Here is a 17,459-nt window from a genome sequence, read left to right on the forward strand (position 1 = left end):
TGCTTTCTTAAATATGCAATTCTTTCTTGATTAACCTCTAGGATTGTAACACTACATCCAATTCCAATTGCCATATCACAGGCATTAGTTGCAGCATTCCCTCCACCTAGGATTACAACTTTTCCGGCTGGGATTCCCTCAATACCTGATAATAAAATCCCCTCTCCTTGATGTTGTTTTTCTAAATAATAAGCTCCCATAAATACCGCACGTCTTCCAGCAATTGCACTCATAGGTTTTAATAATGCTAAATTTCCATCCTCACTAATAGTTTCACCAGCAATCGCAGTAGTACCAGCATTTCTCATTGCTTCTACACACTCTTTCGACGCAGCCAGATGTAAAAAGCCCCAAACGATTAGATCCTTTTTAAAGTAATGGTATTCTGCAGGTAGTGGTTCTTTTACCTTTACTACCATATCAACATCCCATGCCTGGCCTTGATTTACTATGCTTGCTCCTGCATTTATATATTCATCATTTGTATAACCAGAACCTAATCCAGCATCTTTTTGTACTAAAACTTCATTTCCAGCTGAAACTAATTTTTGAACATTTTCTGGAGTCATCCCTACACGAGCTTCCCCTTTTTTTATCTCTTTCACTACACCAATTTTCATATCTACACATCCTTTTTTAGAGTGAGTTATAAATTAAATTAATTATTGTCAGATAAATATAAGATTCTAAATATTCATCCTTACAATATTTTTCAAATATAATTTAATTTATAACATTGGATTGCACCTACAAGATACCATTAGTAAAAATAAGAGGTCAACAATTTTGTGAAACATTTCACAAAATGTTTTATTTAGTTGATTTTCTATATTTTATATCGAAAATATGATTGAATCCCTCAATACTTTGTGATATTCTTCACAAGAATATATCTTCTCTTTTGAATTTCGATTCTTCATTTTACTATATCACAATATTAAAATACCCCATTTATTCTTATTATTCATATAAAAGAAATCTCGTTTTTAACTTCATGTTTCGGGTTAAATTAAAGAATTTCTTTTAATGTATAATTCATGGAATTTTACTCGCCTCAAATCATGTGAAAATTTTCACATGATTTGAGGCGAAATTAAACTTTCTTTACTTATACGTTTAATTTCTTTTTTATTTAGTATCTGAAATGTATTCAAATTCTCTAGCTGGTAAGGATGAGGGGCGGCTATTTGTATGGATACAGGATATACTATCAAATAATTTAACAAACAGGATAAAGAATTCATAAGAGAATTTATATATTTTTCTAATTGGGAGTGATTATTTTGTCACAACAACAACTAAAAAAGGATATTGGTTTCTTTGCAGCATTAACCACAGTTATTGGTACCGTTATCGGCGCCGGAGTATTTTTCAAGCCCACTGCATTATATGGAGTAACAGGAACAGCTAGCCTAGGATTACTTGCATGGGTAATTGGTGGTATCTTGACCGTTTGCGCAGGACTAACTGCTGCTGAACTATCTGCCGCTATTCCTGAAACGGGGGGAATGATGGCATATTTAAAGAGGACTTATGGAAACTTAACTGCTTTCTTGCTTGGCTGGGCACAAACTGTCATATACTTCCCTGCAAATATTGCAGCTCTTGCTATTATTTTCGGGACACAAACGGTTAGTTTATTTGGCCTAAATGTTAATGAACACAAAATGCTAATTATCGCAATTGCAATTATCACAGCAACATTTGTAACTCTTATGAACTTTTTAGGAGCTAAAGCAGCTGGTGGAATCCAAATGGCTTCGACTATATGCAAATTGGTTCCATTAGCATTGATTATTATTTTTGGATTACTACACAAAAGTGACGTTACTTTTCAGCTTTTTCCAATTGAGGCAGGGCCGAACAAATCTATGATATCTGCCCTTGGATCTGGTTTACTCGCAACAATGTTCGCCTATGATGGATGGATTCATGTAGGGAATATTGCTGGAGAAATGAAAAACCCTAAAAAAGACTTGCCTAAAGCAATCGTATTAGGATTATCAACAGTAATGGTTGTTTATTTACTAATTAATGTCGCGTTTCTAATGGTCATGTCTGCAACATCGCTCGCAGGTACTGATACACCCGCTTCTCAAGTAGCTACAATTCTATTTGGAGCTATGGGAGGAAAACTAGTTACCATTGGCATTTTAATTTCCGTATTTGGAACAATTAATGGTTATATTATGACAGGAATGCGAATTCCTTATGCCATGGCTATTGAGAACAAACTACCATTTAGTAAATGGTTTGCTACATTATCTAAAAATAGTCGGGTCCCTTATAATTCTGGTCTATTTATGCTATTTATTTCAATTATTATGATGGCCGTCGGCGGATTCAATACTCTTACTGATATGTTGGTATTTGTAATATGGATATTCTACACAATGACATTCCTTGCTGTATTCATCTTACGAAAAAAGGAACCCGAACTTGTGCGACCTTATAAAGTTCCATTGTATCCTTTTATACCATTAGTTGCTATTATTGGCGGATTGTTCATTGTTATTAATACCTTATTCACTCAACCTCTGCTAGCTTTATGTGGAATAGGTCTAACTGCACTCGGCCTCCCTATTTATTACACTATGCGTAAAAAGGGACAATTTGGTTTAGAAAATCATAACGAGTAGACCAGCCTTTCTTAAAGATGTGATACAAAACTTTATGATTAGATTGCAATTAATAAATAGTCTATTTTACTTCTTTATCCTTCTAAAAGATACATTAGTCTAACAAATAATAAACAAGGAGAACCCTTTTAGGGTTCTCCTTGTTTATTATTTGCCAGTGTTCTAGTTCTTTACCCTAAGTTAATTTACGCTTTATCCATGTTGCATTTCTACCTTTAGAAACTAATTTAATGTATCCCTGTGAATTTAAAGCGTGTAATGTTTTATTTATAGTACTTTCACTTATGTCTGGATACATGTTTCGAATATTTTCTTTAGTAAAAGGATTATCCTGTCTGTCTATGTATTTTTCAATTCTTTTTCTTTTAGTATGAGTGCTAATACAATTTTTTATTACATAATTTAATTCTTTATATGCAACTAAAACAATATCTAAAAAAATTTTCATCCAGAAAACTACATTATGATCGCCTTGATACCAGTGAGCTGCAGATTTATACAGAGCATCATAATAATCTGATTCATATTCTTTGAAATATTTATCTATACATGTATATTTTACAAATGTAAATCCACTTTCAATTAATAACCATTGAATTAATATTTTTGCTAACTTGCCATTCCCTTTATTAAATGGATAAATACATAGGAAATTTAAGATAAATTGAGGAATTAGTAGGAGCGGATGAAAATTCCCTTTAGCCCTTAATGCATTATACTGTTCGCATAGATGATACAAATATTGCGGAACCATATCATATAAAACAACTGTACGTAATTTAAATTGATCTTTTAACTTTGGAATAGAAGATAGTACAAGTTCGCTTTTTCTCCAATTACCACTTTCAGAAGTTGAATAATTCATTAATTGGAAGTGCAATTCTTGAATTGTTTGCGGTTTAATAGGTAATTTGTGGCTTTCTTTTTGCACAAGTTCTAATGTTTTGCAATAACAAAATAAAGCGTCCTCTTCTAATGTTTGAGGGCTAGCATGATGATCAACTAATTTTTTTAACTGTTTATTTGAGAATGTAAACTTTTCATATATATTAGGAAAAGTTTTAATATATTGCAGTGATATACTCTTTTCCAAAAGATTAAATATCTCTGGTTTTTGAGTTTGATATGCCGCTATCGCTCCCTTATATTCACTGATTTTACTTATAGTATTTATTAGTTCTCTCTTAAATTCTAAATTTGTATATTTTTCTTCAAAAAAATTTCTCATCTCGTTCCCTCCTTTTCCCTAAGGTGTATTGTCAACTTTGTATGTTCCATTATCTCCTTAATTATCACATCTCTTACGTATGTTCATTGTTATATAAATATCCTTTAAGGATGTAATTAAACGATAGCCAGATGCACAAAGGAACCGCTCTTCTCATATAAATGTATGTAGTTGATTAACAAATAAAAAGCACTTCCTTGAATTTTAAAAAAAGTGCTTTTTATTTAATCAAATTTATCTGCAATTAGTGACTAAGTAGAAAGTATACAAAAAAGGTATCAATCATTTGTGAAATTCATAACATATTTGGCTATAAATAGTTATGTCGCTTCTAAAAACGTTCAATCTTGATATATTATGAACTAATGTCGTACAGAATCTTAATTTCTTAAAAATGTTTATAAAATGATTCTTTACAAGATGAAAGTACTTAATTTCTATTTAAACAAACATTTTTTCTATACTATTTGCTTTCTGAGTATATTAGATTAGGTACCTTTAAACTGTTGCTAAGTATTTATATATTCAACATAACGTTATACGATAAATTCATCTTATAGTATTGGTGACATGGTATCTTTTAATGTATGTACCGAATGATTAAAGTTAAACTTTTCTTCCGCATTTAACTCAATTTCTATAATTTCTCGAATACCTTCGCGATTAATAACAGCAGGAACTCCTATATATACATCATTATGACCATATTCATTTTCAAGGTATGCAGATACTGTTAACACACTATTTTCATGATGTAAAATTGCCTTTGTTATACGTAATAAAGACATTCCAATTCCATAACAGGTCGCTCCCTTACGTTCAATTATATGATAGGCCGCATCACGTGAACGAACAAAAATTTCGTCTAAGTCACTTTGATTATACTGACTTTTATTTTCTAAAATGGTTTGCAGCTTTTGAACGCCAACTGACACATGACTCCAAACCGGAAGCTCCGTATCACCATGTTCACCAATTATATAAGCATGAACATTGTGAGGATCGATCTCAAAATATTCTCCTAACATGTAACGGAAACGTGCAGAATCAAGTGTTGTACCTGAACCAATTACGCGTTCTTTCGGCAACCCAGATTCTTTCCAAGTTACATATGTTAAGATGTCCACTGGATTTGTTGCAATTAAGAAAATGCCATCGAATCCGCTTGACATAACATTACGTATAATTTCTTTAAAAATCTTAGTGTTTTTTTCAACTAAGTCTAAACGTGTTTCACCTGATCTCTGTGGTAATCCAGCTGTAATTACAACTATTTGCGCATCTTTACAGTCGTCACAGCTACCCTTCCATACTTTTGTTGGTGATGGTGAAAAAGGAATTGCATGACTTAAATCCATTGCTTCTCCTTCTGCTCTTGCTTCATTTACATCCACAAGAACGAATTCTTCTGCCAGGCCCTGATTAATCATACAATATGCATAACTACATCCTACGGCCCCTGTACCAATTAAAACTACACGATTAATATTTTTATTCATTTATAGATCCCTCACTATTTATGTTATGTTTTTGTGCATTGTTGTTATTCTAATAAAAAGAGATTTAATTGATTTTGAATAAACAAATAATGAACTCGAAATACATTAATGTTCAATACCACATAGTTAAACTTAAATTCCTTTTTATATGTATTTCCAGCAAATATTGCTCCAACATTATTTCTTATTTAACTCAAAAAAATATTATGTATAGCTTCACTAGATAAGATAATTTTTCTTTATCTACATTTCAAAGATTCTTTGATATTCTGTGAAAAATCTAGTTTATACATCTAGTTAAATAAAATTGTTAACGCTTACATTTTTATTAAGATTCACTAACGGATTATCACTTTTCATAATGACATTCATGCTTATATTATCTTCATTCAAATCTAATTACTGCAAATTTTTATTTTGTATATCGAAGGTTATTTCACCTATTTTAGCAATAACCCCCTAAAAGCACTTCTATACCAAACAAACTTTTTCAAAATTCATTTTCTAGTAAACCTCCCACTGATTTTTTAGAGTTTTCTGTAATAAATTCGACATGTGATCTTGCATTTTATATTAACAAATTTAGGTCACATAAGTTGTGAATGTTTTTTGTATATTTCCCTTCCCTTATATGTCTAACAAAAACAAATAATATATTTTATAAAAGAAAAAAATATATTTAAAAGAATTATTAAAACGGTATTTCCGGCTAATTAGGCCAACTGATATAAAAATAACATTCAAAATAATTATGTTATTTTTATACGAAAATGATTATATTAGTAGCTTAAATTTTTATTTGTGTTTGTAATGGGATGTTTTCCTCACATTGAGATTCAACTAAATCGCCCTTCTGTTCAGCTGTAGGGTTGTTTTGGGTTATATAATGATATACCATGCCAACAAATACAGATCCACCAATAATATTTCCAATTGTAACTGGAATTAAATTATAAATAACCCCACTAAAAGAAATAGTATTGGGATGTGGCGATACCAGGGAGATTGCAAATAGCGATAAATTTGCAATGCTATGTTCATATCCAGATAAAAAGAATGTAAAAACCAATAACATCATAACAATTATTTTTGCTGTATCCCCTTTTACTTGAGAAGGAAGGAAGCATGCTAGACAAACAAGCCAATTACATAAAATAGCTTTGAAAAATAGCTGTATTGTCGGTGTATTCATTTTTACTTCAACAACATTACTTATCAAATGTTCATATTCAATTTGATCAAAAATACCAGTACCATAAAATAATAACGCAAAAAATATTGCACCTACCAGATTACCTAAAAAACAAGCACCCCAGTTACGACAAGTATCTAAGACCGTTGTTTTTTTTCGTAAGGTCGAAATTGTAAAATACATTGTATTCCCAGTAAATAATTCCGCTCCACCATATATTATTAATATAAGTGCAATTCCAAAAAATAAAGAAGCACTTAAATAAGTTGCAGGTGAATTTACAACGTGAAAAAAATCCCCTAATTTAAAACATAATACTATAATAAATCCAATATAGATGCCGGCTAGTAATGCACGAACAAAATATTGTATTGGGTTTATATCTAATATTTGTTTCTTCTTTTGTGCAAGTTTTATAGCATCAGCTATCCCTTGTTCTAACATAAAATTACACACTCCTTTAGTTCATGGTTATTATAAATAATCCTAAGAATAAACTACATGTTTCAATATTCACTTTCAAGATTTTGTTCAATATTTCACAAAATAAACATACTCACTTTACAAAATGATTCAAATGATGTGCAATCTGCTATATTCACTAAATCCTAGAAGGTGCATAATACACGAATATACCTAGTCAATATAGAATAAAAGAATAATTAATCTGGTATAAAAAGTTTTAATTTATCATGTTTAGGAAAAGCACTCCATCTTAATTTTCACTTACTTGTATAGTGACCTATCAGGAAATTATTCGCATTTATACATAAAAAAACTTTAATTATAAGGTTACAGTGTGTTTGTATGCGTTATTCTTTAAAAATTGAAGAAATACTACTAGCAGCAAACATATTCAACATTTTCCATCTGAAATATCTTAGTAACATTTTTAAAATTTCCTCTAACCTATGAGTTTAATGGGATCATCTTTGTATCTCATTACCCGAATAAAGATAATTTGTGACATATTTTAAAATAAACTATATATCAAGCAATCTGCTTTTTAAAATTGTTATAATATGAACGAACATCTTTGCTCAATACTTCACAATCGAAAGGAGAAATTGATATGAGAAAACGAAAACGCTTAGTAATAATCGGTAATAGTATATCTAGTTTACGCTGTATTGAAGAGATTTTAATACAAAATCCTAATATGTATAGCATTTCTATTTTCAGTGATGAACTCTATCCTCTCTACAATCAAATAAACACTATTTCATTACAATTAGATATTAAAAATAGAATACAAAAGCAATATAATTGGTACAAACAACATAATATTAAGCTTTTTACAAACGAAAAGGTAATAGAAATTGATCGTGAGGACGAGGTCATTGTTACAGATAAACGCCGTATTGTTTTCTACGATAAACTCATCATTGCAACAGGATCTACTGCTTTTATTTTTCCCGTTAAAGGACTGCAATTATTTGGAGTAAATAAACTTAGAACAACTGAAGAAATCCAATTTCTATTAAATATTAAGAAGCATGCAAAAAAAGCTATTATTATTGGTAATGGCATGCTCGGTCTAAAAATTGCACAAAAATTATTTGATTTTGGAATAGACGTCCACGTAGTTCATTTCAGTTCACACTTAATGGCAAAACAAGATATCTTGGCTTGTTCATTACTATGTAACAAGCTAAAAGCAAAAGGGATTCAATTTCTCATGGAAAAAAACACGGTTAAAATCCTAGGTACAGACTATGCAGAGGGGATCCAATTCGAAGATGGCACTATTAAAAAATACGATTTAATTGTAATACCTATTGGTAGGCGACCTAATACACATTTAGCAAAAAAAGCTGGCTTATATGTTAAACGTGGCATAGTTGTTAATAAGTATATGCAAACAAATGATAAATTAATTTATGCAATTGGTGAATGCACTGAACACAATGGTATTACATTAGGATTTCCAGCCCCCCTCCACGCACAAGCTACTGTATTAGCCGAGCATATAACAAATGTACAGACAAATACTCTTTTTGCATAATTTCTTAGTTAATTAAAAATAATTCTTTATAACTTTTATCTAAAAAACTCTTCTTAATAATTGTTTAAGAAGAGTTTTAAACCTTTGAAAACGTGTTAAAGAGAACACTGTAATATTGACACATTTGCAACCACGTTACGTATTAAATTAAAGTATTAATTTAATTAAGGAGACATACTAAAATGCAACGACACAAAAATATTTATCTATTAATTATTTTATGCACGGTATTATGTATAATAATTCTAGTCCATAAAGGTGAAAATAATAGCGTTAAAAATACAACATATGAGATGGATAAACTTGTTAAAATTGATGAAAAAAAACTATCTTCTAAAGAGAATAATCCTTTAGAAGTCCCTTTGATTTTACAAAATCCAGAATTAGAACGTGGATGTGAAGTTACAAGTTTAGCAATGCTTTTAAATTTTAAGGGTCTATCCGTTGATAAATTAGAGTTAGCTGAAAATATTAAATATGTACCTTTTCAAAACAATGGATTTATGGGAAATATGGACGAAGGATTTGTTGGAGATATGTATGACATAGATATGCCTGGTTTAGGTGTGCATATTAAGCCGATTTTAGAGTTAGCCAAATTATACATATCAGAGAATTGTATTATAGACTTAACCGGAAGTAATCCTGAGGATTTATATAAAGCAATTGATAAAGAACACCCTGTTTGGATTTTAACAAACGCGAGCTTTCGCAAACTACCTGATTATGAATTTCGTACTTGGAAAACAAATATGGGTGAGAGACAGGTTACATACCGTCAACATAGTGTTTTACTAACTGGATACACCGATCAATATGTATACATTAATGATCCATTAGATACGGAAAAAAATAAAAGAATTGATAAGAAGGATTTTGAAGAAGCATGGGTTCAATTAGGCAGACAAGCCCTAACTATCATTCCTTAAAACAACACAGAGCTATAAGATTTGAGATAAACTTTAAATTACTAATTTCTCATTATATAATTATTATATAATAATCCCTAGTTTACACGAGAATCACTAACATTATTTAATTATATAAAATTAAAGGACACACCTATACCATTGGAGTGGTACCTAAGGTGTGTCCCTCACATAAATCAAAAATATAAGATAAAATAATTTGAAATTTATTTTTTAATTTTGATTATAAGGCATGTGATATTTTGCGGCTCAAAAAATCCATACCTTATCAATTAAACAGATTGGTAACACATATTCCCTTTTTTGTGATTTCCTCATATATCATAATTTTAAGAATTTATACAAGTGAACTACCCGCCACTTAACGTCCTAACGGACTGTTTGAAGTGAGGGCTTCTCGGTTAGTCGTTACTTTTGGTAGCTAACGAATTCGTCCTAAGACAGCCAAGCTAACTCCCTTGTTCCAAGGGTTATTTTATTGCTATCTATGCTAACGCTAATAGGCGTATTGCTTCATTTTTGATATTGATAGCGGCGTTATAATCTCTATCGAGATTTACACCGCATATACAAGAATAGACTCGCTCAGACAATGACATATTTTTCACATTTCCACAACTGCTACATGTTTTTGTCGAAGGAAACCATTTGTCTATTTTCACAAGCTGTTTGCCTTGTTCATTTAGTTTATAAGCTAAGAAAGAAGTGAACATACCCCAAGCATTATCAGCGACGCTTTTTCCAAAATGAAGTGCTTGCGATATTCCCTTCATATTTAGATCTTCAATAGCTACAACATCAAAATGAGTAGCTAACTCTTTAGACTTATGATGAAGGAAGTTCTTACGTTGGTTTGCTACTTTTTCATGCAGCTTAGCTACACGGATACGTTGTTTATTCCAACGCCCTGAACCTTTTGTACGTCTTGATAATACTCGTTGAGCCTTTGCTAATCGGTCTAATATTTCACGATAGAACTTAGGATAATTGGCTCTCTCATCCTCAGAACTGACGTATAATTGATCCATCGCAAAGTCTAATCCAACAACTGTTTCTACTTCTTTTTGTACGATCTCCTTTTCGTATTCAGTCAAAATGGACACATAGTATTTACCAGTAGGTGTCATAGAAATCGTACATGACTTGATTATATGGCCTTGTGGTATTTCTCTATGCTGTTTGATACGTACCATTTTCAGTTTTGGCAATTTGATATGACCGTTAAGCAACATAATATTTCCGTTCACTACATTCGTTGTATAAGACTTTCTGTCTTTTTTGCTTTTGAATGTTGGGAAGTCATTTTGACCACAAAAGAAATTTTTATAGGCAGTTTGCAAGTTTAGTTGAGCATTTGCCAAAGCTAATGAATCAACTTCTTTTAACCACTCAAATTCTGCTTTGTATTTTGCAGGAGTGGGAAGCTTTTGTTTCTTTAGTTGATCCTTATCATCTTTATGTTTTTCATACGCTTCTTTCCGTTCGGCTAACATTCTGTTATACACGAAACGTACACAACCGAAGGTTTTACGTATAAGATGTGCTTGGTCTCCTGTTGGATACAAACGGAATTTATATGCTTTATTCTGCTTTGTCATATCATTTCACCTCATTTTTCACTTTGATTTTCAATATATGTTTTTACTACGTCTATTGGCGAACCACCAGTAGTTAGTAAGCAAAAGCTTCTTGACCAAAACATCTCTTTCCAAAGTTTCTTTTTCACTTGTGGAAAGTCTCTTTTAATAAGTCGAGAACTTGCACTTTTATAAGCATTGATGAATTTTGTCATTTCTGTATTAGGGTGTGCCTTTAACAAAATATGAACATGGTCTACATCATGATTCCATTCAACTAATGTGATGTGATAGTTTTCAGATAGTCGAACAAACATATCTTTTGCATAGTCTGACATATCATCATCAAACACATTTCTTCTGTATTTCACAACCAACACAAGGTGATAATACAACAAGAATACTGAATGGTTATTACTATCTAATTTCATTTATATACCAGCCTTTATGATTTATAAGACTGATTATATCAGAGGCAAAATAAAAAGGAAAACTTTTTGGCTACGCCAAACCGAAATTCATCTCCAACCTACCGTTGGGCTACGCCCTTCACACGCTTGAGGAAGGAGAATTCTTTCGGGAAATTCGTTAAAATACTTGCTAATTTGTAATAACCCCTCTTTTATATTCTGAGAAAAGGGGCTTTTGTCAGAAACTGATAAGTCTTCTAATAGCTAACTGATTTTTTATTATTATTTTCTTATTTCCAACAGAGGCCATGAGTCCTAAACTTTCAAACTTATTCAATTTACGACTAATAGTCTCTCTTGTTACCCCCGCATAATTTGCCAATTCCTCTCGTGTCAATGGCAAGTTAATAAGTATTCCATCCTCAGTACTTTTGCCATATTTATCACAAAACTCCAATAGTATATGAGCAATTCTAACTTCAGGATTGTTTGTCGCTAAATTTTGCACTAAATTCTCTATCTTAGCTAAACGTTTTGTGACAACTTTTAACAACTTTAATGCAATACTTGGATTTCGTTCCATTATATAATCCATATTTTCTTTTTTTAGCATACAGATATGAGTATCTTCTATAGCATACGCACTAAAATTACTTTTTTCATCATAATTAAATATATTTAATTCACAAAAGGATTCACCACTTGTTAGTATATGCAATATTTGCTCTTTCCCTTGAAGAGTTAATGTACAGAGCTTTACTTGTCCACTATTAATAATAAATAATGTATCTGATTTATCTCCCTCAAGAATTAATGGCTGACCCTTTTTAAACTTCCTATGTTTTGTCATTGAAGCTATATTACTAATTTCCTCTTCAGAAAGGGTCTTAAAAATTAGTACTTTTCTTGGGCAAAGCTCTCTTGATTTTTTATGATTATCGTCCATATTTTCTCACCTTACTTTAACTATAAAATTAAAAATATACTGATATCCAAGGTTATTATAGACATTTTTATCAAATATTGCAGTGACCCATATCAAAATATGGCCCTGAGGAGAAAGGGTGGCGCCAGGGCCATATAGAGTGTACCGAGAATTGCTGAATCGGTATAAGTATCTGCTACATAATTATTATAGAATTTTTTAAGGAATATTTCTGTGACCAGAATCACATTTGAAAATATAAAAAACAATGAGAATACTGTGCAGTATTCTCATTGTTTTTTCCTTCTTATTCATCTAGTGGTGCAAAATGATTTTTATCTTCTCCGCACACAGGACAAACCCAGTCCTCTGGTAAATCTTCGAAACTTGTTCCTGGTTCTATATCCTCATCTGGATCCCCTACCTCTGGGTTATAAATATATCCACATGGTAAACAAATGTATTTTTTCATGATTTCCTCTCCTTTTTGTACAGCTTTATATTTTTTCTTTTAACTTGCTCATTATTTCACTTATGTTTGTATTTAATAAATCTATTCCTTCTAACGACACATGCTTTTCAATCGCAGATTTGTAAGGAATAGATGCAGCAACTCCTTCTAATGAAATCACACCGACTATTTTATTATCCTTAATAAATAACCTTGTATACTTCTCCTTACCGTCTTCTTCAACAATTGTTGTATCACATTGCTCTTTATTAACAACTCCAATTGAAAATAAAGATACATTGAATGCGTTAAAAATAGTGGTTGGAATTTCTTTTTTATAAATGGCAGTTTTAGAGACCATATTACTACCTGCTACTCTTCCTTGTTCCAAGGCAGTCCCCCATAAGCCTTCAATTTCATTATTTACTTCTGCAACATCTCCCGCAGCGTATACGGAGTCTATATTTGTTCTCATCTTCTCATCTACAACAATACCTCTATTTAATTTAATAGCAGTATCATGTACAAGTTTAGTGTTCGGAGTAACGCCAATTGAGTAAACAATACTATCACAATTAATTTGAGAATTGTCGTTCATCTTTATGCCAGTTACAGATTCTTTCCCGAGAATAGAATCAATAGAAGTATTTAAATACACCTTTACTCCTTCCTTTTCAATTTTTCGTTTCAAGAGAAGCGAAGATTTTGTATCTAATTGTCTTCTCATTAATAAAGGAGCTACTTCTACAATGGATACCTTTTTACCAGCTTTCAGAATAGACCATGCTGTTTCTAACCCTTGTACACCCCCACCAATGGTCACAACACTTTCTTTGTCTTCTAAATGACCTTTAAGCTCATCTGCTTCTTTCATGTCCCTAATAGTAAAAATATTTTTTTTATTAATTCCATTTATCTCTAATCTTCTATTATTCGCTCCTGTACAAATTAATAGTTTATGATAAGAAAATACCGCTTCATTGGATGTAACAATAAATTGCTCATCTGTATTAATTTTTACCACCTTTGTATTTATAAAAAATGATATGTGATTATCTTGATACCACTTTTTCTTTTTAATTAACACTTTTTCACTGTGTAAATCTGAATACAGATCCTTTGATAATTTAATTCTTTTATAAGGTAGTAATGGCTCTTCACCAAAAATAAATATATTTGATCCTTTATCATACTCTCTAATAGTTTTAGCGGCATTTACAGCAGCTACACCACTCCCAATAATAACAAAATTCTTTTCCATGTTTTCACCTCCATTTTTCTATTAAATAGAACTCAATAATAAATCTGTAACAAATGTTGTTGCATGTTGGATTTTCTTTACTTTTCCCTCATCTCTTGGAGAGAATCTAATCCGAATAGGAAATTCAACATGAGTCATACCTGTAGATTTGATAACTTTTGATGTGCTTTGTACATTCATATTTGTTTCATTGAGGTAATCTTGTATCACCTCAATTGCCTCTCCACTCCAACCATATGAACCGAATGAAGCTGCAATTTTCCCTTCTAGGTTCATTTCTGTCATTTCTTTTAAAATGTCTTCTAAATTACCAATCATATCTGCATATCTAGTTGAAGATCCTATGAAGACTGCATCTGCTTCTTGGATACTCTTTAAAACCTCTAATTTTTTTGATTTATCAGCGTTAAATACTGTTACATGAATATTATCTGCTTCTAAAGTTTCTTTAATAATATTTGCTACTTTTTTTGTATTATTTTTAATTGTTGTATATACAATTGTTACTTTTTTATCTTGATTCGTATCTCTACTCATATCCGCATATAATTTAATATACTTCTGTATATCCTGACGTAAAATGTAGCCATGTGATGGTGCAATCATTTGTACATCCAAATCTTTTAGAGCTTCTATTAATGTTCTTACATATCTTCTATGTGGATGGATAATGGCATTATAATAGCCAATAAAATCTTCCGTAATATCTACATTCGCTTTATCACTGAAAATCTCGTCATTTGCTATATGAGTACTAAAAATATCACAAGGAAATAAAATTTTATCCTCTACACAGTAGGTAATCATTGTTTCTTCAGTATGAAGATATGGCGTTTCTTTAAATTTCAATGTTTTTCCACCAATGTCTAATGTATCACCATCTTTTACTATTAAAAACTTTCGATTATGCAGTTTATACATCTCTTGTATTTCTGGTACTGCAATTTCTGTACATACAATCGTTGCATTAGTAGCTCTTGATGCTAATGCTGCCAATCCCCCTGAATGGTCGGGTTCTGTATGATTCACTACAATATACTGAATTTCTTGTGGATCAATTAATTTACTTAATGATTCTACAAATTCTCTTCCAAACTCTATATCAACTGTATCAATCACTGTTGGTTTTTCCGTTTTTAGCAAGTACGCGTTATAAGTTGTTCCTTTTGCTAAGATTAAACGATGAAATGGAACTTCTCTATTATCAACTTTTCCTACCCAATATATATCTTTAGTTAACTTAATTTCTTTGCCCATATAACTCAATTCCTCCTCAATCAGATTCGATTTACCACTGAATTATATAAACTTTTTTATAATTAAAAGAGGACTAGAATCACATTTTAAAAAATTAATAAAAAAACACCTGAGTAACAGTTTTCTACTCAGGTGTTTTTTTAATTTATTTTGTTGCTACAATTACTAATGCCGGACCATCAAGTGAATATATTTTTTTATCAAAATTAGCGTAAGTTTCTACTGACTCAAATCCACAATCTATTAATATGGGAAGTAATTTTTTTTTTGTAATTGGATATAACTCTATACTATTTGAGAATTCTTCACCACTTGTATTTAATGTTACAGTAAATAGCACCTTGTTTCTCTCTATTGCATAATCTCGTTTGAATGAGAAATGTTCTTTCTTAATTACTGGAAATATGAATTTTTTTTGATTTAATACTTTTTCATAGTTTACAATTTGAACTATGAACTTTCCATTTTTCTTAAGTTTTTTAAAAGAACGTTGAATGAAATCAGTAATTTCCTGTACATTGTCCAAATGAACCAACGTATTTCCAATACAATAAATACCATCAAATATCCCAGGTACATCGTCTATTTGCTGCATTCTAAGTGTATTTACAAAAAGTCTTCCCTTATGGGTTATAGCCTTCTCAGAAATTTTATCAGCCATTTTCTTCTCTGGTTCCATCGCAGTTACAATCATTCCTTTTTCAACTAATGCATTAGCCACATTCCCTGTTGCCGCACCTACATCAATTACGGAGTCCCCCTCTTGTAAATATGAAGCAATAAAATTCAATTGTTTTTCATTTTTCGGAAAAATTTCATCATAATACGGCATTAATTTTTGGTAAAAAGTCATTATTTATACATTCCTTTCTACATCCAGGATTGGAGAAAACATTAATACAACAATTAATCCAAACTAATTAATATATGAATATAACATAAATAATATGAATCATTATTAGTCTTTACGAGACAAAATATTTAAATACTATTATTGTTGTAATAAAAACGTAAATAGCATTTATACTCTCTAAAATCCCCACCTTTAAGATTGAAATATTCCTTCCATACAGTACTATAGACCGTATCAAACTTGGGATGAAAATAATGGTAATCGTTGGTGATAAAATAAGCGTAACAATTACAAGTGATAAATGGTACCACCATGACAGAATGCGATACGTTGGATTCTTTTTTTCACGTATCATTGTTTTTACATAAAACGTACTTCCTATAAAATATAAAAATGTTATAGTCGCTATTATCAATATATTTTTATCGACTGTTTTCATTGTGAAGTAATAACTTATAATGCCCCCTATACAAAACAAAAGAATTGCACATACATCATTTAATAAGGCTCGTTCATTTTTTTTGCTAGAAAAATAAATGTTTATACAAAAAAACGGGAGCATAATAATAGAAAAGTAAACTATACGCCATTCATAACTAAGAGCAATAGCTGTACATATACAAGCCTCACCAAAGTAAAGAAAAAAATAATATAAATAATACTTCTTTCGCGGCTGTTTTACATACATTAATAAGGGATATGTAGCTAAATACACAAAAAACCACGCTAAAAAAAGAGGTATATGATACCATGTCCATTTACCAGTTAAAATACCTAAAACAAATGGAATAAGCAGCATTCCCCAGGCTCCATGCTGCTTTGGAATAATTAATTTCATTCTTCCACACCTCACATTTAATTTTTTATCAAAATGTTACGTAAGAATGATAATAAGTAGCATATATATCATTAAATTTATAGATAAAAAACTTTACCAGTGAGAGAATCCCCCCCACTGGTAATCATACTCCACCAATTTAGGGAATGCTCATCCCAAATAGTAAAATATGATGAATTTCTCATACTCACTCTTCTCTTATAAGATAAACTATGTTTCTAAAAAATACTGTGAGTGAAATCACTGCATTCTATTTTTATAACTTTTATTTTATAAAAATAAAACATTTTTCAGTGTGTTTTTACTCTCTGTTGATACCCTCACTCTTTGAACCTAAAATAAAAGAATTTTTATTTATAAATAATTGAATCATTCTATATCTTTTCATTTTTTTA

14 protein-coding genes and 1 pseudogene are annotated in these 17,459 nt (G+C 30.9%); 3 read left to right on the forward strand and 12 right to left on the reverse strand.

Translation table 11 applies throughout. The features are described 5' to 3' along the window. A pseudogene (locus ASE54_RS36975) lies at positions 1-620 on the reverse strand (alanine dehydrogenase); the annotation flags it as partial. A gap of 663 nt (positions 621-1,283) precedes the next feature. Here ASE54_RS36975 and ASE54_RS15345 point away from each other — a divergent pair. Continuing rightward, complete coding sequence (locus tag ASE54_RS15345) at positions 1,284-2,639, forward strand: amino acid permease (protein ID WP_000082758.1); 1,356 nt, start codon at positions 1,284-1,286, stop codon at positions 2,637-2,639. Positions 2,640-2,814: 175 nt separating this feature from the next. Here the strand turns inward: ASE54_RS15345 and ASE54_RS15350 are convergent, their stop codons facing one another. The 3 genes from ASE54_RS15350 to ASE54_RS15360 all read right to left on the reverse strand — a co-directional run bounded on the left by ASE54_RS15350 (position 2,815) and on the right by ASE54_RS15360 (position 7,002). Next, a complete protein-coding gene (locus ASE54_RS15350; protein WP_001243463.1) occupies positions 2,815-3,867 on the reverse strand; it encodes a Fic family protein in 1,053 nt (350 codons plus the stop codon). A gap of 554 nt (positions 3,868-4,421) precedes the next feature. Beyond that, positions 4,422-5,366 (reverse strand): L-lactate dehydrogenase, encoded by a 945-nt coding sequence (locus ASE54_RS15355; RefSeq protein ID WP_001038827.1) that lies wholly within the window; start codon positions 5,364-5,366, stop codon positions 4,422-4,424. Positions 5,367-6,153: 787 nt separating this feature from the next. Continuing rightward, positions 6,154-7,002: a formate/nitrite transporter family protein gene (locus tag ASE54_RS15360; protein ID WP_000893014.1), complete on the reverse strand. Its 849-nt coding sequence runs from the start codon at positions 7,000-7,002 to the stop codon at positions 6,154-6,156. Positions 7,003-7,630: 628 nt separating this feature from the next. Here ASE54_RS15360 and ASE54_RS15365 point away from each other — a divergent pair. Together ASE54_RS15365 and ASE54_RS15370 are read left to right on the forward strand one after the other, a co-directional pair. Continuing rightward, positions 7,631-8,563: an FAD-dependent oxidoreductase gene (locus tag ASE54_RS15365; protein ID WP_001231608.1), complete on the forward strand. Its 933-nt coding sequence runs from the start codon at positions 7,631-7,633 to the stop codon at positions 8,561-8,563. Positions 8,564-8,745: 182 nt separating this feature from the next. Further along, on the forward strand, positions 8,746-9,492 hold the full coding sequence (locus ASE54_RS15370; protein WP_001188811.1) for a C39 family peptidase: 747 nt from the start codon (positions 8,746-8,748) through the stop codon (positions 9,490-9,492). A gap of 485 nt (positions 9,493-9,977) precedes the next feature. Here the strand turns inward: ASE54_RS15370 and ASE54_RS15375 are convergent, their stop codons facing one another. From ASE54_RS15375 to ASE54_RS15410, 8 genes are all read right to left on the reverse strand, one after another. Continuing rightward, complete coding sequence (locus ASE54_RS15375; protein WP_000166246.1) at positions 9,978-11,090, reverse strand: RNA-guided endonuclease TnpB family protein; 1,113 nt, start codon at positions 11,088-11,090, stop codon at positions 9,978-9,980. 11 nt (positions 11,091-11,101) lie between these two features. Continuing rightward, the gene (tnpA, locus tag ASE54_RS15380) at positions 11,102-11,500 is read right to left on the reverse strand and encodes an IS200/IS605 family transposase (protein WP_000762743.1); all 399 of its coding nucleotides are present in this window, start codon (positions 11,498-11,500) and stop codon (positions 11,102-11,104) included. Positions 11,501-11,717: 217 nt separating this feature from the next. Next, a complete protein-coding gene (locus ASE54_RS15385) occupies positions 11,718-12,425 on the reverse strand; it encodes a Crp/Fnr family transcriptional regulator (protein ID WP_000342564.1) in 708 nt (235 codons plus the stop codon). Between the two features lie 286 nt (positions 12,426-12,711). Then, positions 12,712-12,876, reverse strand: coding sequence for a rubredoxin (rd, locus tag ASE54_RS15390; RefSeq protein ID WP_000759867.1), 165 nt, complete (start codon positions 12,874-12,876; stop codon positions 12,712-12,714). A gap of 25 nt (positions 12,877-12,901) precedes the next feature. Next, positions 12,902-14,116: an FAD-dependent oxidoreductase gene (locus tag ASE54_RS15395; RefSeq protein ID WP_003257130.1), complete on the reverse strand. Its 1,215-nt coding sequence runs from the start codon at positions 14,114-14,116 to the stop codon at positions 12,902-12,904. 21 nt (positions 14,117-14,137) lie between these two features. Next, positions 14,138-15,373, reverse strand: coding sequence for an FprA family A-type flavoprotein (locus ASE54_RS15400; RefSeq protein ID WP_000513992.1), 1,236 nt, complete (start codon positions 15,371-15,373; stop codon positions 14,138-14,140). 145 nt (positions 15,374-15,518) lie between these two features. Then, complete coding sequence (locus ASE54_RS15405; protein WP_000145192.1) at positions 15,519-16,226, reverse strand: methyltransferase domain-containing protein; 708 nt, start codon at positions 16,224-16,226, stop codon at positions 15,519-15,521. 112 nt (positions 16,227-16,338) lie between these two features. Next, the gene (locus tag ASE54_RS15410; protein WP_000766864.1) at positions 16,339-17,064 is read right to left on the reverse strand and encodes a YwiC-like family protein; all 726 of its coding nucleotides are present in this window, start codon (positions 17,062-17,064) and stop codon (positions 16,339-16,341) included. Positions 17,065-17,459: the final 395 nt, after the last annotated feature.

Source organism: Bacillus sp. Root131 (genome assembly GCF_001429475.1).
Lineage (GTDB): Bacteria > Bacillota > Bacilli > Bacillales > Bacillaceae_G > Bacillus_A > Bacillus_A thuringiensis_S.

Bases quoted from the DNA above. Each gene is read 5' to 3' on its own strand.
- ASE54_RS15350 (WP_001243463.1), bottom strand. From the start codon at position 3,867: ATGAGAAATTTTTTTGAAGAAAAATATACAAATTTAGAATTTAAGAGA.
- ASE54_RS15405 (WP_000145192.1), bottom strand. From the start codon at position 16,226: ATGACTTTTTACCAAAAATTAATGCCGTATTATGATGAAATTTTTCCG.
- ASE54_RS15385 (WP_000342564.1), bottom strand. From the start codon at position 12,425: ATGGACGATAATCATAAAAAATCAAGAGAGCTTTGCCCAAGAAAAGTA.
- ASE54_RS15410 (WP_000766864.1), bottom strand. From the start codon at position 17,064: ATGAAATTAATTATTCCAAAGCAGCATGGAGCCTGGGGAATGCTGCTT.
- ASE54_RS15360 (WP_000893014.1), bottom strand. From the start codon at position 7,002: ATGTTAGAACAAGGGATAGCTGATGCTATAAAACTTGCACAAAAGAAG.
- ASE54_RS15355 (WP_001038827.1), bottom strand. From the start codon at position 5,366: ATGAATAAAAATATTAATCGTGTAGTTTTAATTGGTACAGGGGCCGTA.
- ASE54_RS15365 (WP_001231608.1), top strand. From the start codon at position 7,631: ATGAGAAAACGAAAACGCTTAGTAATAATCGGTAATAGTATATCTAGT.
- tnpA (WP_000762743.1), bottom strand. From the start codon at position 11,500: ATGAAATTAGATAGTAATAACCATTCAGTATTCTTGTTGTATTATCAC.
- ASE54_RS15375 (WP_000166246.1), bottom strand. From the start codon at position 11,090: ATGACAAAGCAGAATAAAGCATATAAATTCCGTTTGTATCCAACAGGA.
- rd (WP_000759867.1), bottom strand. From the start codon at position 12,876: ATGAAAAAATACATTTGTTTACCATGTGGATATATTTATAACCCAGAG.
- ASE54_RS15370 (WP_001188811.1), top strand. From the start codon at position 8,746: ATGCAACGACACAAAAATATTTATCTATTAATTATTTTATGCACGGTA.
- ASE54_RS15395 (WP_003257130.1), bottom strand. From the start codon at position 14,116: ATGGAAAAGAATTTTGTTATTATTGGGAGTGGTGTAGCTGCTGTAAAT.
- ASE54_RS15400 (WP_000513992.1), bottom strand. From the start codon at position 15,373: ATGGGCAAAGAAATTAAGTTAACTAAAGATATATATTGGGTAGGAAAA.